This is a genomic window from Streptomyces gelaticus (genome assembly GCF_014649535.1).
GTDB classification, from domain to species: Bacteria; Actinomycetota; Actinomycetes; order Streptomycetales; family Streptomycetaceae; genus Streptomyces; species Streptomyces gelaticus.
The window spans coordinates 29,442-49,478 of the sequence record NZ_BMTF01000019.1; the positions used below are offsets into that span (position 1 = coordinate 29,442).

Annotated in this window: 19 protein-coding genes and 1 pseudogene; 15 read left to right on the top strand and 5 right to left on the bottom strand. The window is 70.4% G+C overall.

All coding sequences use genetic code 11. The annotated features are described in order from the left end of the window. Window positions 1–75 precede the first annotated feature (75 nt). From cas7e to IE107_RS24535, 10 genes are all read left to right on the top strand, one after another. Window positions 76–1,314 carry a type I-E CRISPR-associated protein Cas7/Cse4/CasC gene (gene cas7e / locus IE107_RS24490; protein WP_189546314.1) on the top strand — a complete coding sequence of 413 codons (1,239 nt, stop codon included), beginning with the start codon at window positions 76–78 and terminating at the stop codon, window positions 1,312–1,314. After that, complete coding sequence (cas5e, locus tag IE107_RS24495) at window positions 1,311–2,063, top strand: type I-E CRISPR-associated protein Cas5/CasD (protein ID WP_189546315.1); 753 nt, start codon at window positions 1,311–1,313, stop codon at window positions 2,061–2,063. The genes cas7e and cas5e overlap by 4 nt, the downstream gene beginning before the upstream one ends. After that, window positions 2,063–2,788: a type I-E CRISPR-associated protein Cas6/Cse3/CasE gene (gene cas6e / locus IE107_RS24500; protein ID WP_189546317.1), complete on the top strand. Its 726-nt coding sequence runs from the start codon at window positions 2,063–2,065 to the stop codon at window positions 2,786–2,788. The genes cas5e and cas6e overlap by 1 nt, the downstream gene beginning before the upstream one ends. After that, a complete protein-coding gene (gene cas1e / locus IE107_RS24505) occupies window positions 2,785–3,741 on the top strand; it encodes a type I-E CRISPR-associated endonuclease Cas1e (protein ID WP_189546319.1) in 957 nt (318 codons plus the stop codon). Before cas6e ends, cas1e begins: the two co-directional genes overlap by 4 nt. After that, entirely contained in the window at window positions 3,738–4,100 is a 363-nt protein-coding gene (gene cas2e, locus IE107_RS24510) for a type I-E CRISPR-associated endoribonuclease Cas2e (RefSeq protein WP_189546322.1), read from the top strand. The genes cas1e and cas2e overlap by 4 nt, the downstream gene beginning before the upstream one ends. A 468-nt stretch (window positions 4,101–4,568) precedes the next feature. Beyond that, window positions 4,569–4,796 (top strand): hypothetical protein, encoded by a 228-nt coding sequence (locus IE107_RS24515; RefSeq protein WP_189546481.1) that lies wholly within the window; start codon window positions 4,569–4,571, stop codon window positions 4,794–4,796. A gap of 9 nt (window positions 4,797–4,805) precedes the next feature. Next, a complete protein-coding gene (locus IE107_RS24520) occupies window positions 4,806–5,099 on the top strand; it encodes a Dabb family protein (protein WP_072488257.1) in 294 nt (97 codons plus the stop codon). A gap of 177 nt (window positions 5,100–5,276) precedes the next feature. Further along, complete coding sequence (locus IE107_RS24525; protein ID WP_189546323.1) at window positions 5,277–6,122, top strand: RNA polymerase sigma factor SigF; 846 nt, start codon at window positions 5,277–5,279, stop codon at window positions 6,120–6,122. A gap of 235 nt (window positions 6,123–6,357) precedes the next feature. Then, the gene (locus IE107_RS24530; protein ID WP_189546325.1) at window positions 6,358–7,224 is read left to right on the top strand and encodes an RNA polymerase sigma factor SigF; all 867 of its coding nucleotides are present in this window, start codon (window positions 6,358–6,360) and stop codon (window positions 7,222–7,224) included. 66 nt (window positions 7,225–7,290) lie between these two features. Then, on the top strand, window positions 7,291–8,073 hold the full coding sequence (locus tag IE107_RS24535) for a hypothetical protein (protein WP_189546327.1): 783 nt from the start codon (window positions 7,291–7,293) through the stop codon (window positions 8,071–8,073). 40 nt (window positions 8,074–8,113) lie between these two features. Here the strand turns inward: IE107_RS24535 and IE107_RS24540 are convergent, their stop codons facing one another. Then, window positions 8,114–8,323 (bottom strand): hypothetical protein, encoded by a 210-nt coding sequence (locus IE107_RS24540; RefSeq protein WP_189546329.1) that lies wholly within the window; start codon window positions 8,321–8,323, stop codon window positions 8,114–8,116. A gap of 546 nt (window positions 8,324–8,869) precedes the next feature. On the opposite strand from IE107_RS24540, the gene IE107_RS24545 reads away from it, so the two are divergent. From IE107_RS24545 to IE107_RS24560, 4 genes and pseudogenes are all read left to right on the top strand, one after another. Then, entirely contained in the window at window positions 8,870–9,391 is a 522-nt protein-coding gene (locus IE107_RS24545; RefSeq protein WP_189546331.1) for a MarR family winged helix-turn-helix transcriptional regulator, read from the top strand. Window positions 9,392–9,495: 104 nt separating this feature from the next. Continuing rightward, the gene (locus tag IE107_RS24550) at window positions 9,496–11,907 is read left to right on the top strand and encodes an MFS transporter (protein WP_506004917.1); all 2,412 of its coding nucleotides are present in this window, start codon (window positions 9,496–9,498) and stop codon (window positions 11,905–11,907) included. 153 nt (window positions 11,908–12,060) lie between these two features. Then, window positions 12,061–12,876 (top strand): YceI family protein, encoded by an 816-nt coding sequence (locus IE107_RS24555; protein WP_189546335.1) that lies wholly within the window; start codon window positions 12,061–12,063, stop codon window positions 12,874–12,876. An 84-nt stretch (window positions 12,877–12,960) separates the two neighbouring features. Beyond that, a pseudogene (locus tag IE107_RS24560) lies at window positions 12,961–13,083 on the top strand (PPOX class F420-dependent oxidoreductase); the annotation flags it as partial. A gap of 50 nt (window positions 13,084–13,133) precedes the next feature. On the opposite strand, the gene IE107_RS24565 reads toward IE107_RS24560, so the two are convergent. Both IE107_RS24565 and IE107_RS24570 read right to left on the bottom strand, forming a co-directional pair. Beyond that, a complete protein-coding gene (locus tag IE107_RS24565) occupies window positions 13,134–13,892 on the bottom strand; it encodes a TetR/AcrR family transcriptional regulator (protein WP_189546336.1) in 759 nt (252 codons plus the stop codon). 95 nt (window positions 13,893–13,987) lie between these two features. Further along, window positions 13,988–15,517: an MFS transporter gene (locus IE107_RS24570; RefSeq protein ID WP_189546338.1), complete on the bottom strand. Its 1,530-nt coding sequence runs from the start codon at window positions 15,515–15,517 to the stop codon at window positions 13,988–13,990. Between the two features lie 137 nt (window positions 15,518–15,654). Between IE107_RS24570 and IE107_RS24575 the strand changes: the two genes are divergently transcribed. Beyond that, window positions 15,655–16,518, top strand: a complete 864-nt coding sequence (locus IE107_RS24575; RefSeq protein WP_189546340.1) for an endonuclease/exonuclease/phosphatase family protein — start codon at window positions 15,655–15,657, stop codon at window positions 16,516–16,518. Between the two features lie 3 nt (window positions 16,519–16,521). Here the strand turns inward: IE107_RS24575 and IE107_RS24580 are convergent, their stop codons facing one another. Both IE107_RS24580 and IE107_RS24585 read right to left on the bottom strand, forming a co-directional pair. Further along, window positions 16,522–18,684 carry an ArnT family glycosyltransferase gene (locus IE107_RS24580; RefSeq protein ID WP_189546342.1) on the bottom strand — a complete coding sequence of 721 codons (2,163 nt, stop codon included), beginning with the start codon at window positions 18,682–18,684 and terminating at the stop codon, window positions 16,522–16,524. After that, complete coding sequence (locus IE107_RS24585) at window positions 18,681–20,012, bottom strand: bifunctional glycosyltransferase family 2/GtrA family protein (RefSeq protein ID WP_229867215.1); 1,332 nt, start codon at window positions 20,010–20,012, stop codon at window positions 18,681–18,683. The genes IE107_RS24580 and IE107_RS24585 overlap by 4 nt, the downstream gene beginning before the upstream one ends. Window positions 20,013–20,037: the final 25 nt, after the last annotated feature.

Sequence of the window (20,037 nt, forward strand, 5' to 3'; positions counted from 1 at the left end):
CCACCCTCACCGCACCCCGGCGAAACCGCCTGCTGCTGCATCAACCGCATGACTACACAGAGGACTCGAACACGCGTGACCAGGTTGATTCTTGACATCCACATCCTCCAGACCGTCCCGCCGAGCAATCTGAACCGCGACGACACGGGGGCGCCGAAGTCGGCGACGTACGGCGGTGTACAGCGTTCCCGGGTTTCCAGCCAGGCATGGAAGCGGGCCACCCGCGAGGCGTTCACCGAGCTGCTCGACAAGTCCGAACTGGGCATCCGTACCAAGAAGGTCGCGGAGGAACTCGCGGGACGCGTCCAGGCGCTCGACCCGACGCTGACGCGCGCCGCCGCGCTGGAGCTGGCCGCCGAGACGATCTCCACGGCGACCGGTTCGAAGATCGCCGTGCCCAAGCGCAAGAGCAAGGACGATGCCGAGGATCCCGCTGGGGAATCCGGGTACCTCATGTTCCTGAGCGACCGGCAGTTCAACGCCCTCGCCGCTCTCGCGGTCGAGGGGGGCAAGGGCGGTGACGTCAAGGCGCTCAAGGACTTCCTCAAGGTCAAGGCGAACAAGGACCGGGCCAAGCAGGCGGCCGACACCGAACACTCGGTGGACATCGCGCTGTTCGGGCGCATGGTCGCGGATTCCGCCGACCTGAGCGTGGACGCGGCGGTGCAGGTCGCCCACGCGCTGAGTGTGCACCCGGTGGAAGTCGAGTCGGACTACTACACGGCGGTCGACGACAGGAACACGGACGCCGAGCCGGGTGCCGGAATGATCGGCACCGTCGAATTCAGCTCCGCGACCCTGTACCGGTATGCGGCGGTCGACGTGAACCGTCTCCAGGAGAATCTGGGTTCCGGCGGGAACGACGACGACCGGCCGGTGGAAGCCACGCGGCGAGCGGTCACCGCGTTCCTCGAAGGTTTCATCACCTCGCTCCCGACCGGGAAGATCAACACCTTCGGCAATCAGACGCTGCCGGCCGCTGTGATCGTCAAGGTCCGTTCCAGGCGGCCGATCAGCTACGTCGGAGCCTTCGAGCGACCGGTCCCGATGGGGAAGAACGGCGGCTTCCTCCAGGATGCTTGCGAGCAGCTCGCCACGTTCGTACCGGATCTGGAGGACCGGTACGGCCTCGCCGGGAACGGGCAGGGGTGGGTGCTGCGGGTGGGCGACGAGACGAGCGCTCTCGACGGGCTGGGCACCGGGGTGAACCTGCCCGCGCTGCTGGCCGCCGTGGGGGACACCGTGGTCGATCGGCTCCAGCCGGAGACAGCCGCAGTCGGCCGGGTCGGGGCTGCCGCGGAGTCCGGGACATGAGCGTGCTGCTGATGCGGCTCGCGGGCCCCCTGCAGTCCTGGGGGTCCGCGGCCCGCTTCGTGCGCCGCACCACCGAGAACGCGCCGACGAAGAGCGGAGTCCTCGGGCTCCTCGCCGCAGCCCAGGGGCGCAGGCGGGATGCCGACCTCTCCGATCTGGCAGCGCTGGAGTTCGGTGTCCGCATCGATCAGCCGGGCACCCGGCTGCGGGATTTCCAGACGGCGCATCACAGCGACACGCTCAAGGCGATGCCGCTGTCGGAGCGCTTCTACCTGGCGGACGCCGTGTTCGTGGCGGGCGTGAGCGGCGAAGCGGCGCTCGTACAACGGCTGTACGAGGCGCTGCTGGAGCCCGTCTTCCTGCCGTACCTGGGGCGCCGCTCCTGCCCTCCCTCGGAACCGATCACGATCGGGGAACCGCTGGACATGGGCCTTGAACAGGCCCTGCGCGAGGCCACGTGGGAAGCGTCCGAACGGTACCGGCAGCGCCACACGGCGTCCCTCCGGCGCAGGGGCGGAACGGCGCCCGACGCGGTTCCTCTGGACCTGCTGCTGGACAGTCCGCCCGAGGTGCGGCCGGACGTCACGCTGCGCGATCTCCCGGTGAGCTTCGACCCGCGCCACCGGAGGTACGGGCTGCGCGGCATCCGGACGCTCCAGGTTTCCGTACCCGACGGCCCCGGATCGCCGCCTCCCCCGCCTCACGAACCCACCGCCCTGCTCACGCCCGTCACACCGAGGACCGACTGATGTACCTCACCCGTTTCCGCGTGAACACCGCACGGTCCGACGCCCGGCGGCTGCTCAGCTCGCCCCACCGCATGCACGGGGCGGTGAACGCCTCCTTCCCCATGCCGCCGTCCCGGGACGGATCCGGTCCCCGCGTCCTGTGGCGGGTGGACAGCAATGGCACTTCCGAGACGCTGCTGTACATCGTCAGCCCCAACCGCCCCGATCTGACCCACCTGGTCGAGCAGGCGGGCTGGCCTGCCTCGGACGAGCCGGGCTGGACGACATTCGCGTACGAGGACTTTCTCGCCGGGCTTCAGCCGGGCGACACCTGGGGATTCCGGCTCACTGCCAACCCCGTGCACAACATCCGCCATGAATACGTCAAGGCGGGCGAGCGGACGAAGCGCGCCGCGCACAAGACCCCCCGTCACCAGATGGACTGGCTGCTGAAGCGGCAGGAGGGCGCCGGTTTCGAGATCGTCCAGAAGCCGGTGGAGCGTCGGCTGCTGCCCGAGGGCGACGAGTACGAGCTGATCGTCCGCGGCCAGATCCCGTTGCAGTTCCGCCGTTCCTCTGCGGAGGCGCGCAAGAACGACGTGCAGATCACCAAGGTCACCTTCGACGGCCGCCTGCGCGTCACGGAGCCGGACCTCTTCCGTCGCACGCTCACCCATGGCCTGGGCAAGGCGAAGGCGTACGGCTGCGGCCTGATGACCTTGGCCCCGGTACGGGGGAAGACATGAGTACGGTCGGCCGCAGAGGAGCATCCTCACCACGCGAGCTCACCCGGGTCGGTGACCGTCTCTCCTTCGTCTACCTGGAGCGCTGCACCGTGCACCGGGACTCCAACGCGATCACCGCGGAGGACGTGGACGGCATCACCCACATCCCGTCCGCCACCATCGGAACGCTGCTGCTCGGGCCGGGTACCCGTGTCACCCACCAGGCGATGGCGCTCCTCGGCGAATCCGGTGCCGGCGTGGCCTGGGTGGGCGAACACGGCGTGCGGTACTACGCGGGCGGACGGGCCCTGACGCGTTCCTCGGGCCTGGTCGAGGCACAGGCCACCGCCTGGGCGAACCGGCGCACCCGGCTGGACGTGGCGCGTGCCATGTACCGCCTGCGCTTCCCGGGCGAGGACACCGCGGGCCGCACCCGGCATGAGCTTCTCGGAATGGAAGGCCGACGCCTGAAGGACTGCTACAAGCGGGAGTCGTTACGTACGGGCGTGCCCTGGCGCCGACGCGAGTACCACCGCGACGACTTCTCGGCCGGAGACGCGCCCAACCAGGCCATCACGGCCGCCGCCCAGTGCATGTACGGGGTCTCCCACTCCGTGATCGCGGCCCTCGGCTGCTCTCCGGGCCTGGGATTCGTGCACTCCGGGCACGAGCGCTCGTTCGTCATGGACGTGGCGGACTTCTACCGGACGGAGATCGCGATCCCCGTCGCGTTCGACGCGGCGGCAGAGGGCGAGGAGGACGTGGCGACGCGGACGCGTCGGATGCTCCGGGACCACATCAATCGGACCGGTCTGCTCGACCGCTGCGTCCGGGACATCAAGGAACTGCTCGGCTACGACGGCACCCGCGACACCGCAGAGGCGAACGACGCGCAGGACCGCGTCACCCTCCAGTCCGACGGTGACCGCCATGTCGAGAGTGGTCGCAACTACGGGGACGAGATCATCTGGTGACCGTCATCGTTCTCACCAACTGCCCTGTCGGCCTGCGAGGGTTCCTCACGCGCTGGCTGCTGGAGATCTCGCCCGGAGTCTTCCTGGGCGCACCATCGGCACGCATCCGCGAAGTCCTGTGGAACGAGGTCCGCCAGTACGCGGGGCAAGGCCGGGCATTGCTCGCGTACCAGACGAACAACGAACAGGGCTACACCTTCGAGACCCACGATCACGCATGGCACCCGACGGACCACGAGGGCCTCACCCTGATCCGTCGCCCGAACCCAGGGGCGCCACGCGCCGCACAGAAGCTGCCCGATGTCCCTCGCCAGGGTTGGAGCAAGGCTTCGAAGCGGAGAAAATACGGCGGCCGATAGCGTGTGCTGCGCGGAATGCGGGTGCGGGCGACGACGGCACGTGGTCCCCGCGCGTGCGGGGCCGGTCCCTGTGGTCCCTGGCCGGCGTCGACCCGGTCACCGTGATCTCCGCGCATACGGGGTCAGTGCCTCGCGTACGACCGTGGCCCCGCACGACGTCCGTCGTGCGGGGCCGCCGCTCACCCGTGCTCAGGTCGGGGGAAGCGGCATCGGGGGGACAAGCCGCTTCCCCCGGTGAGAACGGAGGCCTCAAGCCCTCGTCGCGATCAGGGGGTGGTCCGCGACGAGGGCCCCACAGTGAGGTCCCGTTCCATGCCCCTCGGATTCCTGCCGTATCCGCTGGGCTCACCGTCCATCCTGCTCCTGCCCGGGGGCCGTACGGGCGGGCGAAGGGCCTCGATCGCCGGGTCCTTGGTCCCTAAAAGCCGTGTGAGCGGTCGGAAACCTCCCGGGGGTGCGGCCATCCGTGTGGATAGACTCGCCGGACTGCGCAAAGGACCGAAACAGGGGATCAACGGGGAGGCAGGGGCTGTGGTGCAAGCGAAGAAGATAGCTCTCTACGTGATAGTCGTCTTCGTGCTGTACACGATCATCACCTCCCCGGCCCGGGCGGCGGATCTCGTCCAGGTAGGGTTCGAGGGCGTTTCGAGTGCCGCACAGGGCGTCGGAGATTTCATGTCCGAGCTCGTGAAGTAGGAGTACACCGTGATCCGCCATCTGGTCCTGTTCAAGCTGAACGACGGCGTCGAGCGGGACGACCCGCGGGTCGTCGCCGGGGCGGAGGCCTTCCGGAAGCTGGAGGGGCAGATCCCCGAGCTGGAGTTCTGGGAGTGCGCCTGGAACATCACCGACCGGCCGATCGCGTACGACTTCGCCATCAACTCCGCCGTCGCCGACCAGGACGCCCTGAAGCGGTACATCGAGCACCCCGCCCATCAGGCCGCTGCCGGGCAGTGGCGCGAATTCGCCAGCTGGGTGATCGCCGACTACCCGTTCTGATCCGGACGGCCCCCGAGCCCCTTGCCATCACGGCGAGGGGCTTTTTTGGCGTTCAAACCAAGTTGACCCCAACACGGCGCTATACGGTGCTTGCACACAGTGGACATGTCTTGTGATGCTATGACCGCTTTTGACGGATGAGTTGACCGAAGTTGACTGCAAAGGGGTGGCCTCATCGTGCCGGCCAGTACAGCGCCTCAAGTGCCTCCCCAGTCCGTCCAGACCGAGGAGACCGACAGCACGACGACGCCCGCCAGGACCCGGGGCGCGGACACCAGGGCGCTCACCCAGGTGCTTTTCGGACAGCTCAAGAACCTGGAGCCGGGGACCCCCGAGCACGGCCGGGTGCGGGCGGCCCTCATCGAGGCGAACCTGCCGCTGGTGCGGTACGCCGCGGCGCGGTTCCGCAGCCGGAACGAGCCGATGGAGGACGTCGTCCAGGTGGGCACGATCGGCCTGATCAACGCCATCGACCGGTTCGACCCCGAACGCGGCGTCCAGTTCCCGACGTTCGCGATGCCCACCGTCGTCGGCGAGATCAAGCGGTACTTCCGGGACAACGTACGGACCGTCCACGTACCCCGGCGGCTGCACGAGCTGTGGGTCCAGGTCACCGGTGCCACCGAGGACCTGACGACCGCTCACGGCCGTTCGCCGACCACCGCGGAGATCGCCCAGCGGCTGAGGATCTCCGAGGACGAGGTGCTCGCCTGCATCGAGGCCGGCCGCTCCTACCACGCGACCTCGCTGGAGGCCGCCCAGGAGGGCGACGGGCTGCCCGGGCTGCTGGACCGGCTCGGCTACGAGGACCCGGCGCTCACCGGGGTCGAGCACCGCGACCTCGTCCGGCATCTGCTCGTACAGCTGCCCGAGCGCGAGCAGCGCATCCTTCTGCTGCGCTACTACAGCAACCTGACGCAGTCCCAGATCAGTGCGGAACTGGGGGTCTCCCAGATGCATGTGTCAAGGCTGTTGGCCCGAAGCTTTGCCCGACTCCGATCCGCAAACAGGATCGAGGCCTAACCGGATCGGGTAGAGCGCTCGAAGTCCGGTTCGCGCGACCCAAATGCCTCGCACCCCCTGTTAACTGCGCAGACGCCACAAAGACTTGTCGACATGTCACTACAGCGTGTTGCCGACATGTGACATTCTGCGGGAACCGCGTTTGCCGTGGCCTCGCCTCCGGTATTCAGGTGGAGGCTGCGTTCCTCCGATGGTCGCGGCTCAACGCGACCGTCCGCGACCTCAAGGGGGTGGCATGTCCGCAGAACAGGGCAGCTCGAAGGTGCTCACGCTCACCAAGAGCGAACCCGCACCCGTTGTGCTCACCGGCTCGTCGGAAGCCATCGACACCCGCACTCTGTCCCGCTCCCTGTTCCTGCGGCTCGCCGCGCTGGGGCCGGCACCCGGCCCCGATGGAACGGACAGCCCGGAGCGTGCCTACGTACGGGACACACTCATCGAGCTCAATCTCCCACTGGTGCGGTACGCCGCGGCGCGGTTCCGCAGCCGCAACGAGCCGATGGAGGACATCGTCCAGGTCGGCACGATCGGCCTGATCAAGGCGATCGACCGGTTCGACTGCGAACGGGGCGTGGAGTTCCCGACGTTCGCGATGCCGACCGTCGTCGGGGAGATCAAGCGGTTCTTCCGTGACACCTCGTGGTCGGTGCGCGTCCCGCGCCGGCTCCAGGAGCTGCGGCTCGCGCTGACCAAGACCAGCGACGAGCTCGCGCAGAAGCTCGACCGCTCGCCGACCGTGCCCGAGCTGGCCAAGGCGCTCGGGGTCTCCGAGGAGGACGTGGTCGACGGGCTGGCCGTCGGCAATGCCTACACCGCCTCCTCGCTGGACTCCCCCTCGCCCGAGGACGACGGCGGCGAGGGCTCCCTCGCCGACCGGCTCGGTTACGAGGACTCCGCGCTGGAGGGCGTCGAGTACCGCGAATCGCTCAAGCCGCTGCTGGCCAAGCTCCCGCCGCGCGAGCGCCAGATCATCATGCTGCGGTTCTTCGCCAACATGACCCAGTCGCAGATCGGCGAGGAGGTCGGCATCTCGCAGATGCATGTCTCGCGCCTGCTGACCCGTACGCTCGCCCAGCTCAGGGAAGGGCTCATCGCCGACTGACACCGTGAACTCCCGTACCGGAGCAAGAGGGTTCCGCTTTGACGGACCGTCAGCCACACTGGCGCGATGCGACGTCAGAAGCTCGGCTCGAACGGCCGCCGGGGCACCGTGATCGCCGCCTCGGCGGTCGTGCTGTGTCTGGGCGGCGCACTGGCCGCCTGCGGCGGCGATGCGGCGGACGAGGGCTATGTGGCGCTCGGCGCGGCGGGGACGGATCCCGGGAGAGCTCCGACGGGGGCGGTGGCGCCGTCGGGGAAGGTGACGCTGGTCCCGCTGGACCCGGACGGAAAGGGCCGCCCCGGCGACGACCGCGGCTCCGGCGGTGGCCGTGATTCCGGCAAGGGCCGCCACCCCGGTGAGAGCCGTGATCCCGGCAGTGATGACGGCGATGGCGGTGGAGGCCGCCCCCTTCGCCGCGGAGCCACGCCCGGCGCGACTCCCGGACCGTCCGGCTCGCCCACCCGGCCCGGCACGTCCGGCCCCGGAGAGGACCCCACCGGGCCCGCGACCCCCTCGGCACCCGGATCGGGCACACCCGCCGGGCCCGCCGAGCTGGCGGTGGGCAAGCCTGTACGGGCGGCGGCGGACGAGCGCTGGTGCGAGAAGGTGACCGTGGAGTTCCGGAACACCGGAGGATCACCGGCGCGCGCGGGAACCGTCACCTTCGCCACGCATGTGATCGGTGCGCTGGGAGTCGACTGGGCGACGATCGAGTCGACCGGGCCGCTGCCCGCGCCGATCGACGCGGGAGCGGCACGGACGGAGACGTACACCGTCTGCGTGGACGCCTGGCGGGTGCCCCTGGGCATGCATGTCGAGACCCGGGACGTCACCGCCGTATTGAAGTGACGGGTGGACGGGAGCTGTGTGCGGTGACCGGCGGCGCCGGTCAGCCGAGCGCGAGCCAGGCGACCGCCGCGAGGACGACGACCACCGCGACGACGGCGGCGATCACCCCGACCTTCGGTCCGGACGAGGCGGCCGGCTGCTGCCGGCGCTGCGGCTCGCCCTCGTCGACGAAGGCGCGGAACATCTGGGTGCTGCCGGCCGGGTCGTGGTTGCCCTCGGGGCCCTGCGGGGCGTGGGGGTTGTGTGCCATGGGCCAGGACCCTAGCGAACTCGGCGTTGCGGCCCAACCCCCGGGTCGGCGAAGGGCCCAGGCCAGGACCGGGGGGTGGCGGGGAAGTGGCCGGGGCGCGGCGATGGAGCGGGAGCCCGTACACCCCGGATACAGGGGCGTTCAAGGGAGAACTCGGGTGCGCACGCAGGGCAGTTGCGAGGTCCGGCGGGAAGGGAAGTGCTGCAACCCGCCGGGTTCGGGCGGCACTTGGCGTTGCCGGCAGCTCCCGTACGCGCGCAGGGAGCGCGCCTCGCGCACGCGCCGGGGCCCCGCCCTGCGCACGCGGCGTGCTCGTTTCCTCACGCCGCCACAGCCACCCGGAGCGAGGCCCCACCGGCCTCGACTGTGGCGCGACACACACCTCGTCCCAGCCGCACCGCACACGCTGAGCCTTTGACCCGAGCCGTACGCAGCCTTTTGTTTTCCTTTACTTCTGCAAGCCCCTTTTCGTTTGCCTGCAGCAACCAACGGCTTCTATGGTTGCCCTAAGCAACAAGATGAACGGCTGAGATGTCTGGGGGTCCCGTGGCCGCACGGAGTCAGTACGAAGAACTGGCCCGGCAGCTCAGCGCCGTCGGGGCCGTCAAACGGGGGCTCGCCCGGATCCTGCCCGCCGAATGTCCGGGCGGCTCCGCCGCCGTACTGGCTCTTCTCAGGCAGCACGGCGAGATGCGGATCAGCCGACTGGCCGAGCTGCTGGACGTCGACATGTCGGTGACCAGCCGCCATGTCGCCCATGTGGCAGAGCGCGGCTGGATCGAACGGTCCCCGGATCCGGCGGACAAGCGGTCCCGCATCCTGCGGCTGACCCCCGACGGACGTGACGTACTCAGCGACCTGAACCGGCGGACCACCGAGATGTTCGCCCACAACCTCTCCGACTGGTCGGACGACGAGGTCGGACAGCTGAACACGCTGCTGGCCCGGCTGCGCGACAGCTTCGTCTGCCGCGGGCCCAGCGGGTGCGGCCCCGGAAAGCACAGCGGCGACTGCCGCCCCCGGCATTCCGGCAGCGACAACGACGCGCACACCCGTACACCCGTGTAACAAAAGCAAAGACAAGGACTTAAATGGCTACGACCACACCGACCGGTGTGCGGGGCGGCCACGCCAAGCACGGGGGATCATCCGATTCCTCGTCCGGCGCGCCGATGACACACCGGCAGATCATGGAGGCACTGGCCGGGCTGATGCTCGGCATGTTCGTCGCGATCCTGTCGTCGACGGTCGTCTCGAACGCACTGCCCGAGATCATCTCCGACCTCGGCGGCGGCCAGAGCGCGTACACCTGGGTCGTCACGGCCTCGCTGCTGGCGATGACCGCCACCACCCCCCTGTGGGGCAAGCTCGCCGACCTGTTCAGCAAGAAGCTGCTGGTCCAGATAGCCCTCATCATCTACGTCGCCGGCTCGGTCGTCGCCGGTATGTCGACCAGCAGCGGCATGCTGATCGCCTGCCGTGTCATCCAGGGCATCGGCGTCGGCGGTCTCTCCGCCCTCGCGCAGATCGTGATGGCGGCGATGATCGCCCCGCGTGAGCGCGGTCGCTACAGCGGATACATCGGTGCGGTGTTCGCCGTCGCCACCGTCGGTGGTCCGCTGCTCGGCGGTGTCATCACCGACACCAGCTGGATGGGCTGGCGCTGGTGCTTCTACGTCGGTGTGCCGTTCGCCGTCATCGCGCTGATCGTGCTCCAGAAGACGCTGAAGCTCCCGGTCGTGAAGCGTGAGGTCAAGGTCGACTGGTGGGGCGCGTTCTTCATCAGCGCCGCCGTGTCGCTGCTGCTCGTCTGGGTGACCTTCGCGGGTGACAAGTACGACTGGCTGTCCTGGCAGACCGCCGCGATGGTCACCGGTTCCGTCGTGCTCGGCGCGATCTTCGTCGCCGTCGAGGCCAAGGCCAGCGAGCCGATCATCCCGCTGCGCCTCTTCCGCAACCGCACCATCACGCTGGCCTCGCTGGCCTCGCTGTTCGTCGGTATCGCGATGTTCGCGGGCACCGTCTTCTTCAGCCAGTACTTCCAGCTGGCGCGCGGCAAGTCGCCGACGATGTCGGGCGTCATGACGATCCCGATGATCGCGGGTCTGTTCATCTCCTCGACCGTCTCCGGCCAGATCATCACCAAGACCGGCCGCTGGAAGGCCTGGCTGGTCAGCGGTGGTTTCCTGGTCACCGCCGGGCTCGGCCTGCTGGGCACCCTCCGGTACGACACGGAGTACTGGCACATCGCGGTCTACATGGCCGTCATGGGTCTCGGCATCGGCATGATGATGCAGAACCTGGTGCTCGCCACGCAGAACCAGGTCGCTCCGTCCGACCTCGGCTCGGCCAGCTCCGTCGTCACCTTCTTCCGTTCCCTCGGTGGTGCGATCGGCGTCTCGGCGCTGGGCGCCGTCATGGCGAACCGCGTCACCCACTACGTCAAGGACGGCCTCGCGGAGCTCGGCCCCAAGGGCGCGGCCATGGGTCACGGCGGCACCGGCGGCGGGGGCATCCCCGACCTGGACAAGCTGCCCGAGCCGTTCCGCACGGTCGTGGAGAGCGCCTACGGGCACGGTGTCGGCGACGTCTTCCTGTACGCCGCTCCGGCCGCGCTGATCGCCTTCCTGATCACGATCTTCATCAAGGAGGTCGCCCTGAAGACCAGCGCTTCGAGCGAGACCCCGGCCGCCACGGCCGAGACCCCCGCCGTCGAGGCGGTCGAGGCCCCGGCCGCCATCGCCGACGCTCCGGTCTTCGAGGCGACGCCCGCCGCCGCCTCGGTCGACACCCTTCAGGCCCCGGTCGCCACCCTGCACGGCACGTCCGTGCACGGTGTGGTGCGCGGCGCCGAGGGTGCGCCCGTCGCCCGCGCCGCCGTCACGCTGATCTCGCTGGCCGGCCGGCAGCTGGGGCGCTCCGTCGCCCAGGCCGACGGCAGTTACGGTCTGGACGCGCCGGGCTCCGGCTCCTACGTCCTGATCGCCTCCGCCGACGGCTTCCAGCCGCAGGCGTCCACGGTGGTCGTCGGTGACGAGCCGCTCGCGTACGACATCCTGCTCTCCGGCACGAGCGGACTGGCCGGCGTCGTGCGGGCCGCGGAGTCCGCCGCACCGGTGGAGGGCGCCATGGTCGTCGTGACCGATGTACGCGGCGATGTGCTGGCCACCGGCAGGTCCGGCGAGACCGGCGAGTTCACCTTCGGTGAGCTGGTGCCCGGCGCGGTGACCGTCGCGGTGAACGCCGCCGGGTTCCGTCCGCTGGCCCTGCCGGTGGAGATCGGCGGCCAGGGCGTCACCCGGGTCGAGGCCGCGCTCCAGGCCGGTGCGCTGGTCCAGGGCACCGTGCGGGCCGGTACCGCCCGGCGACCGCTGCCGGACGCCCGGGTCACACTGGTCGACGCGGCGGGCAATGTGGTCGCCACCTCGACGACCGGGGAGGACGGGGCGTACGCCTTCACCGACCTGGACGCGGGCGAGTACTCGGTCATCGCGACCGGCTACCCGCCGGTGGCGAGCGCGCTGACCGTGGCCGGCCGCGGGGCCGACGGTCACGACATCGAGCTCGCCCACCCCGGCGAGTAATCACAGACCCCTGGCGGGTCGGCGTTTCGAGCGGAGACGCTGTACCGGCCGGTGGAAATGGGCCCCGGGGCGGGGACGGCAAGCAGGGGACGGCCTGCCGTCCCCGCCCCGGGGCCCGGCTCATTGAGTCATGGAGCAAGGAGAGAGAACGGGATGGGACTTCGCGCACAGGTACGGACGCGGGACGGCTGGGCGGTCCAGCACGCGATCGTGACGGTCACCGACATGACCGGCACGCAGGTGCTGCGGGCCACCGCCGACGAGGACGGGACGGTGCGGACCGACGGCCCCCTGACGGCCGGCGCGTACACGGTGATCGTCACGGCGGTCGGGTACGCCCCCGCCGCCTCCACCGCCCTCGTCACGGCGAGCGGACGGGTCGAGGCCGGCACGGTGGTGCTGACCCGCCAGGGCGGTGTGGAACTGCCGCCGCCGGGTGCCTGGTCGCTGGACCCGGCGCACTCCTCGGTGGCCGCGGTCGCACAGCACCTGGGGATCTCCAGCGTGCACGGCCGGTTCACCGAGTTCAGCGGCCGGATCGAGATCGCGGAGGACGTCCAGCGGTCCCGGGTCGACGCCGTCATCAGCGCGGCGAGCATCGAGACCGGCAACGGCATGCGCGACAAGCACCTGCGTTCGCCCGACTTCCTGGACTCGGACCGGTTCCCGGAGATCACGTACCGCTCGAACGGGCTGACCCCGGCGGGACCCGACCGCTGGCTGGTCCACGGCGAGCTGACGATGCACGGTGTCGTGCGCCCGGTCGACCTGAACCTGAGCTACCTCGGGACGGGCCCGGACCCGTGGGGCGGGGTGCGCGCGGCGTTCAACGCGACGGCGGAGCTGCGCCGCGAGGACTTCGCCATGAACTACAACCAGGTGGTGCAGGCGGGCATCTCGGCGATCGGTACGACGCTGCGGGTGGAGCTCGACGTCCAGGCCGTGCAGGGTGAGTCCCTGCCGTCGTAGTCGCCGTGCGGGGTGAGTCCCTGCCGTCGTAGTCCGCGGACATGACACCCCATATCGCGACGAACACGACTGTGGAACTCGACGGACTGGGACGAGTACCGGGCGGCGATGGTGAAGCAGGGGAAGTCGATCATCCGGATCACCCCGGAGCGGTGGGAGCCGGTCGCCACCGGCGGCTTCCCGGCCCGTCCGGCGTCCGACGGCTGACCACCGGCGGCCCGCCCCGTGCGCGGGACGTGCCGCCGGTGGCCCGGCCCTCAGCGGTCCCGCATCGCCTCGATGCCCGCGATCAGCAGGTCCAGCGCGAAGGTGAAGTCCCGGTCGCGCATCTCCTCGACCGTGTCGCCGCCGCGGGCGTCCATCAGGTCCTGCGAGGCCTCCACGATCTCCTTGAGCTGCGGCTGGCTCCGGATGGTGCCCAGCGCCTGCTGGAAGAACTCGTCCTGGCTGACCCCCGACTCCGCGCTGCGCTGCACGAAATGGGCTTCGATGGTGCCGAATCCGTACACGAACTGGAAGACCGCGGAGAGCGCCCCCGTCTGCTGGTGCAGCGGCAGCCCTGTCGCCCGGACCACGTCCTGCATGGCGTACGAGAACAGCATCGAATGGGGACCCATGTTGAGGAAATGGCCGGCGAGCGGCGACACCCAGCCATGGCGGACCAGCAATTCCCGGTAGGCAATGGCCAATTCGCGCAGCCGGTCGTGCCAGTGCGCGTCCTCGCGAGGGGGCGCGATCTCGCTGTAGACCGAGTCGAGGGCCAGCTCCAGCAGATCGTCCTTGGTGTCCACGTACCAGTAGAGGGACATCGCGGTGACGTCCAGCTCGGCGGCAAGCCTGCGCATGGAGAACTTGGCGAGGCCCTCGGCGTCCAGCAGCCGGACGGAAGCGGCGGTGATCCTGTCCCGGTCGAGACCTGCCGGCTGGTCCGTTCTACGAGCGCGCGACGGTGTCCTCCGGTCCAGCCACACGCTGGTCCTGGCGGGGTTCTTCACACGGTCGGCCGCAGACACCATGGCACTCTCTCCTCGTCTTGCCGGCGGGACGGACCGGGATGCGTACCCGTACGCACGAAGCGGATCCGTACGGTCCAGTGCGCCCCGCCTCGATGCTATGCCGCTGCTGCTCGCCCGGCCGAGTCGACCGGAGCAGATTCTGCCCGCTCCGCACGGCGCAGCAGCACTGCTGCCAGCAATCCGCCGACCAGCACCGCGACGGCACCGAAGAGCTGGCTGGTCTCCAGCCCGGAGGCGAAGGCGTCCGTGATCCGTGCCCGCTCGCCGGCGTCGCCGGCCGAGGCGAGTGCGGCGGGCAGCGACGCGGCCCCGACGGCCGCCGGTACGAGCGAGGCGAACCGCGAGCCCAGCACCGCCCCGAGGACGGCGACCCCCAGGCCGTTGCCGAATTCGGCGAGCGTGCCGTTGACCCCGGCGCCCACGCCCGCCTTCTCCGGTGGGATGGCGCTCATGATCGCGTTGGCCATGGCCGGCATGGCGAGCGCGATGCCCGCGCCCATCACGACCAGGCCGAGCAGCATGCCGCCGTAGCCGTCGCCGCCGAGCAGCGCGATCGCGGCGAGCCCCGCGGCCAGCAGGCTCATCCCGGCCGCGATGGTGACAGGCGTGCCCAGCCTGGGCACCAGCCTGGCGCCCAGTCCGGTGAGGTTGAGCGCGACGACGCTCAGGGCCAGCGGAGCCGTGCGCAGACCGGCCTCCAGCGGCTCGTAGCCGAGGACGAACTGGAGCTGCTGGGTGAGCAGGAAGAGCGAGCCGCCCATCCCGAAGGCGACCAGGATCGCGCCCGCGACCGCCCCGACGAACTTCTGGTTCCGGAAGAAGTGCATGTCCAGCATCGGGTACGGGATGTGCAGCTCCCACAGCACGAACACGGTGAGGACGGCGACCCCGACGAAGGCGGTCAGCAGCACCCGGCCCGATGTCCAGCCGTGCTCCGGGCCGGAGATGATCGCGTAGACGACGGAGGCCATGCCGATGGTGGAGAGCAGGGCTCCGAGCAGGTCGGGACGCTCGCCCCTGGGGTTCTTGGACTCCGGGACGAGCCGGGCCACGGCGACCAGTCCGATGACCGCGACCGGGATGTTGATCAGGAAGATCGCGCCCCACCAGAAGTGGTCGAGCATCACTCCGCCGACCAGCGGTCCGACGGCGAATCCGAGCGAGCTGACGGTCGACCAGATGCCGATGGCCTTGACGCGCTCGCCCTCGTCGAAGATCTGCACGACGACGGCCAGGGTCGTGGTCATCAGCAGCGCCCCGCCGATGCCCATGCCCGCGCGGGCGGCGATCAGTTGGAGGGACGTCTGGGCCAGTCCGGCCGCCAGCGAGCCGATGCCGAACAGGGCGAGCCCGGCGATCAGCATCTTCTTGCGGCCGTAACGGTCGGCGGAGCTGCCGGCCGTGAGCAGCAGACCCGACTGGACCAGCGAATAGGCGTTGATCATCCACTGCACATCGGCGGTGGAGGCGTCCAGCTCCCGGGTGAGGGAGGGGATCGCGACATTGAGCACGGTGTTGTCGAGCAGCACGGTGAGCTGGGCGAGACAGATGACACCGAGGATCAGCCAGCGTTGCGGATGGCTCGGCGACGAGAGGGGGTTCTGCTCGGCGACGGTCGCCGTCATACGGACTCCTGATCCCTTATACGGTGTACGAGTAGCAAGCGCTGTACACCGTATAGCAGCCCTGTACGGTGTACAACGCATTTCCGCTTTCCGCGCGGTACGGTGCTCGCCGCTGATCCGACAAGGGCTGGAGTGGTATGTCACTGCGTCGTCGTACGGTGGAAGTGCTCGTCGCGGCAGGACTGTTGGGGACCGCGCTCGCGCCTCCCGCAGCGGCCGCCAGGGAGGGGCAGGCTCGCGCGGTGCCGCTGCGCGTGGCCACGTACAACATCCATGCGGGTGCGGGCATGGACAACGTCTTCGATCTCGACCGGCAGACCGCCGAGCTCCGTTCGCTGGACGCCGATGTGATCGGGCTCCAGGAGGTCGACGTCCACTGGGGCACCCGCAGCCAGTGGCGCGACCTGGCAAGTGAGCTGGCCGAGCGGCTGGGCATGCAGGTGTCGTTCGCCCCGGTCTACAGCCTCGATCCGGAGACGCCGGGGGCGCCGCGACGGGAATTCGGGGTCGCGGTGCTGTCGAGGTACCGCATCGTGAGTGCCGAGAACCACGAGATCACCCGGCTCTCCACCCAGGTCCCGAACCCCGTTCCGGCCCCGGCCCCCGGCTTCGGCGAGGTGGTCGTACGGGTGAAGGAGCTGCCGGTGCACGTCTACGTGACGCATCTGGACTACCGGGCCGACCCGTCCGTACGCAGCGCCCAGGTCGCCGACACCCGCCGGATCATGGCCGAGGACCAGACGTCGGAGCGGTCGCCGGTACGTCAGATCCTGCTCGGCGACTTCAACGCGGCGCCGGCCGCCCCCGAACTCGCCCCGCTGTGGCAGGAGCTGACGGACGCAGACCCGGGCGGGCCCACCTACCCGGCGCAGGATCCGGTGCAGCGGATCGACTACGTGGCGGTGTCGAAGGACTCCGTGCGGGTACGCGACGCGGCGGTGGCCGAGACACTCGCCTCGGACCACCGCCCCGTCGTCGCCGATCTGCTGCTGCGGCGCTGAGCCTCAGCCGCTCTCCTTCGGCCGGGTCAGGTCGTAGAAGGTGGCGCTGTCGGCCGGGACCTCCTCGAAGGTGTCCTCCACCCAGGAGGAGATCTGCGAGGAGGTGCCGTTGTTGCCGCCGCCCCCGCCCGTTCCACCCGCGATGAAGTAGTGGATCTTCCCGTCCTCGACGTACTGCCTGAACCGGTCGAGCGTCGGGGACGGGTCGCTGCCGTTGAAGCCGCCGATCGCCATCACCGGGTCACCGGTGGCGAGTTGGTAGCTCGCGGCGTTCTGGGATCCGACGGCGGCGGCGGCCCAGGTGTAGTCGTCGGCGTTCTTCTCCAGGAGCTTCCTGGCCTCGGCGCCGACGGACGCGCCGTTGAGGAGTCCGCCCATGCCGCCGCCTCCCGGGGCTCCGCCTTTGAAGCCTTCACCCATGCCGGGCATGGCTCCGGGCTGCTGCCCGTTCCGCGCGGTGCCGGGCCGGCCCGGCATCTGCCCCTGGACCTGCGGCTGCCCCTGGCCGGGCGGGGTGCCGGTCGGGGGCTGCCCCATGCCACCGCCCTGCTGGTTGCCCTGCCCCGGGAAACGCATCCCGCCGCCCGGAGCACCGCGTCCGCCACCGCCCATGCCGCCGGGACCGCCCATGCCGCCCGCGGACGGGCCGGCCGTGACGATCGAGCCCTGGTGCCCGGTGTTCAGCGTGCTCACGGCGTACGCGGACGGCCCGGCCAGCGACGCGGCGAGGCCCAGAGCCACGACGAGGAGCGCCGGCCGGCGCCCCAACCGGGACACGAGCAACAGCCCCAGCGCGCCGACGATCCCGGCGACGAGCACGGCCGTGCGCAGCCACGGCAGGTAGTCCGGGGTCCGCCCCAGCAGCACGTACGCCCAGTACGCCGTCACGGCGACCGTGACGCCGAGCGCGGCACCCGCCCACCAGCGGGACCGCTCCTCCCACAGGACCGTCGCGCCCATGCCGATCAGCGCCGCTGCGTAGGGGGCCAGGGCCACCGTGTAGTACTGGTGGAAGATGCCGGCCATGAAGCTGAACACCGCCGCGGTCATCAGCAGCGAACTGCCCCAGGCCAGGAAGGCCGCGCGGGCCGTGTCCGTACGCTTCGCCCGCCAGGTCAGCCAGACGCCCGCGGCCAGCAGGATCAGCGCGGCGGGCAGCAGCCAGGAGATCTGGCCGCCGATCTCGGAGTTGAACATCCGGCCGATGCCGGTCTCGCCCCACTGACCGCCGGGGCCGCCGGGCCCGCCTCCGCCGCCGACGCTGCCGGTCTCGTCACCGTTGATCCGGCCGAGCCCGTTGTAGCCGAAGGTCAGCTCCAGGAAGGAGTTGTTCTGCGAGCCGCCGATGTACGGACGCGACGAGGCGGGCCACAGTTCGACGATCGCGACCCACCAGCCGCCCGCGACGACCGTCACGAGCGCCGAGAGCGCGAGCTGGCCGAGCCGTCTGCGTACCGGGACCGGCGCGAACACTGCGTACAGCACGGCCAGCGGCGGCAGGATCAGGAACGCCTGGAGGGTCTTGGCCAGGAAGGCGAACCCGACCGCGACACCCGCCCACACCAGCCACTTGGTGCGGCCGTGCTCCATGGCGCGCAGCACGCAGTGGACGGTGACGGTCATCAGCAGCGCCAGCAGCGCGTCCGGGTTGTTGAAACGGAACATCAGCGCGACCACCGGTGTGAGCGCGAACACCGCCATCGCGATCAGCCCGGCCGCGGCGTTGAACCGGCGGCGTACGCCCGCGTACAGCACCCCGGCCGTGGCCACCCCCATCAGCACCTGCGGGGCCAGGATCGCCCAGGAGTTGAGGCCGAGGATCCGCACCGACAGGGCCATCGGCCAGAGGGCGGCCGGGGGTTTGTCGACGGTGATGGCGTTGGCCGCGTCCAGCGAGCCGAAGAAGAAGGCCTTCCAGCTCCGGCCGCCCGCCTGGGCGGCTGCGGAGTAGAAGGAGTTGGCGTATCCGGAGGCGCTGAGATTCCACAGGTACGCCGCCCCGATGACCAGCAGCAGCGCGAGGAAGGCCGGCCGCGCCCAGCGCGGGTCCTCCGGCCTGCCCCGCCACACGCGGTGCGCCAGGGACCCGTTCGGGCCGGTGCGGGCCGGCGCGGGCGCCCGCGCACCCGGCGGGGCCGGGAGGTGGTCGGGATGCAGCGTGGTCATCGGGCGTTCCCCAGTTCGTGGTGAGTGTCGGCGTGCCCGGCCGAAGGAGCCGCGGCCTCGGGTGCCGCGGCGTTGCGGACCTGACGCTCCGGGAAGACCCAGGCGCGGAAGAGCAGGAAGCGCAGCACCGTCGCCGCGAGGTTGGCCGCGATCAGCACGGCGAGTTCGGTGGAGTGCGACGGCGATCCGGAGGCCGCCGACAGCGCGGCCAGTGAGCCGCTGGTCAGCGCGAGACCGATGGCGAAGACGACCAGTCCCTGTGCCTGGTGGCGTACGGCCCCGCTCCGGCCCCGTACGCCGAAGGTGAGCCTCCGGTTGGCTGCCGTATTGGCGACGGCCGCCACCAGCAGCGCGCCGCCGTTGGCGGCCTGCGGGCCGGCGCCCAGCCGGAACAGCGAGTACAGGGCGAGACAGCAGAGCGTGGAGAGCGCGCCGACGGCGCAGAACCCGACGAGCTGCCGGGCCAGACCGCCCGGCACCCCGCTCAGCGCCCGGTCGCGCGGATCGTCCCCGAAGGGGCGGACCAGCCGGTCCAGCGGCAGCGCGCCGACCGCCAGCGCCCGCCCCACCCGCCACACGCCCTTCAGATCCTCGGTCGCCGTCCGCACGATGTGGACGGTGGAGTCGGGGTCGTCCACCCAGTCGACCGGCACCTCGTGGATGCGCAGCCCGGCGCGTTCGGCGAGCACCAGCAGCTCGGTGTCGAAGAACCACCCCGAGTCCTCCACCATCGGCAGCAGCCGCTCCGCGACATCGCGCCGGATGGCCTTGAACCCGCACTGCGCGTCGCTGAACCGGGCGGCCAGCGACGAGCGGAGGATGAGGTTGTAGGCGCGCGAGACGAACTCCCGCTTCGATCCGCGCACCACCCGCGAGCTACGGGCCAGCCGGGAGCCGATGGCCAGGTCGGAGTGGCCCGAGATCAGCGGTGCGACCAGCGGCAGCAGCGCGTTGAGGTCGGTGGACAGATCGACGTCCATATAGGCCAGCACCGGGGCGTCCGAGCCCGACCAGACGGTCCGCAGCGCCCGCCCCCGGCCCTTCTCCTCCAGCCGGTACGACCGCACCCGGGGCAGCCGGTCCGCGAGCCGGGCCGCCACCTGCGGCGTCCGGTCGGTGCTCGCGTTGTCCGCGACGGTGATCCGGAAGGCGTACGGGAAGGTGCGCTCCAGATGGTCGTGCAGGCGCAGTACACACGGTTCGAGGTCCTTCTCCTCGTTGTGGACAGGTACGACCACATCGAGTACCGGCGCGCCTGCCGCATCGACCGCTCCGGCGAGGAGGTGGTCCCGGACCGGCAGGGTGCTCCATGGAGTGTCGGTTCGCATGGCAGCGACACTCGCCGAGCCCGCT

What these genes read in the sequence shown, in the direction of transcription:
- IE107_RS24585 (WP_229867215.1), bottom strand. Translation starts at nt 20,012, where the DNA reads ATGCGAACCGACACTCCATGGAGCACCCTGCCGGTCCGGGACCACCTC.
- IE107_RS24550 (WP_506004917.1), top strand. Translation starts at nt 9,496, where the DNA reads ATGACACACCGGCAGATCATGGAGGCACTGGCCGGGCTGATGCTCGGC.
- IE107_RS24580 (WP_189546342.1), bottom strand. Translation starts at nt 18,684, where the DNA reads ATGACCACGCTGCATCCCGACCACCTCCCGGCCCCGCCGGGTGCGCGG.
- IE107_RS24575 (WP_189546340.1), top strand. Translation starts at nt 15,655, where the DNA reads ATGTCACTGCGTCGTCGTACGGTGGAAGTGCTCGTCGCGGCAGGACTG.
- cas5e (WP_189546315.1), top strand. Translation starts at nt 1,311, where the DNA reads ATGAGCGTGCTGCTGATGCGGCTCGCGGGCCCCCTGCAGTCCTGGGGG.
- IE107_RS24565 (WP_189546336.1), bottom strand. Translation starts at nt 13,892, where the DNA reads ATGGTGTCTGCGGCCGACCGTGTGAAGAACCCCGCCAGGACCAGCGTG.
- cas6e (WP_189546317.1), top strand. Translation starts at nt 2,063, where the DNA reads ATGTACCTCACCCGTTTCCGCGTGAACACCGCACGGTCCGACGCCCGG.
- IE107_RS24535 (WP_189546327.1), top strand. Translation starts at nt 7,291, where the DNA reads ATGCGACGTCAGAAGCTCGGCTCGAACGGCCGCCGGGGCACCGTGATC.
- IE107_RS24555 (WP_189546335.1), top strand. Translation starts at nt 12,061, where the DNA reads ATGGGACTTCGCGCACAGGTACGGACGCGGGACGGCTGGGCGGTCCAG.
- cas1e (WP_189546319.1), top strand. Translation starts at nt 2,785, where the DNA reads ATGAGTACGGTCGGCCGCAGAGGAGCATCCTCACCACGCGAGCTCACC.
- IE107_RS24530 (WP_189546325.1), top strand. Translation starts at nt 6,358, where the DNA reads ATGTCCGCAGAACAGGGCAGCTCGAAGGTGCTCACGCTCACCAAGAGC.
- IE107_RS24570 (WP_189546338.1), bottom strand. Translation starts at nt 15,517, where the DNA reads ATGACGGCGACCGTCGCCGAGCAGAACCCCCTCTCGTCGCCGAGCCAT.
- IE107_RS24540 (WP_189546329.1), bottom strand. Translation starts at nt 8,323, where the DNA reads ATGGCACACAACCCCCACGCCCCGCAGGGCCCCGAGGGCAACCACGAC.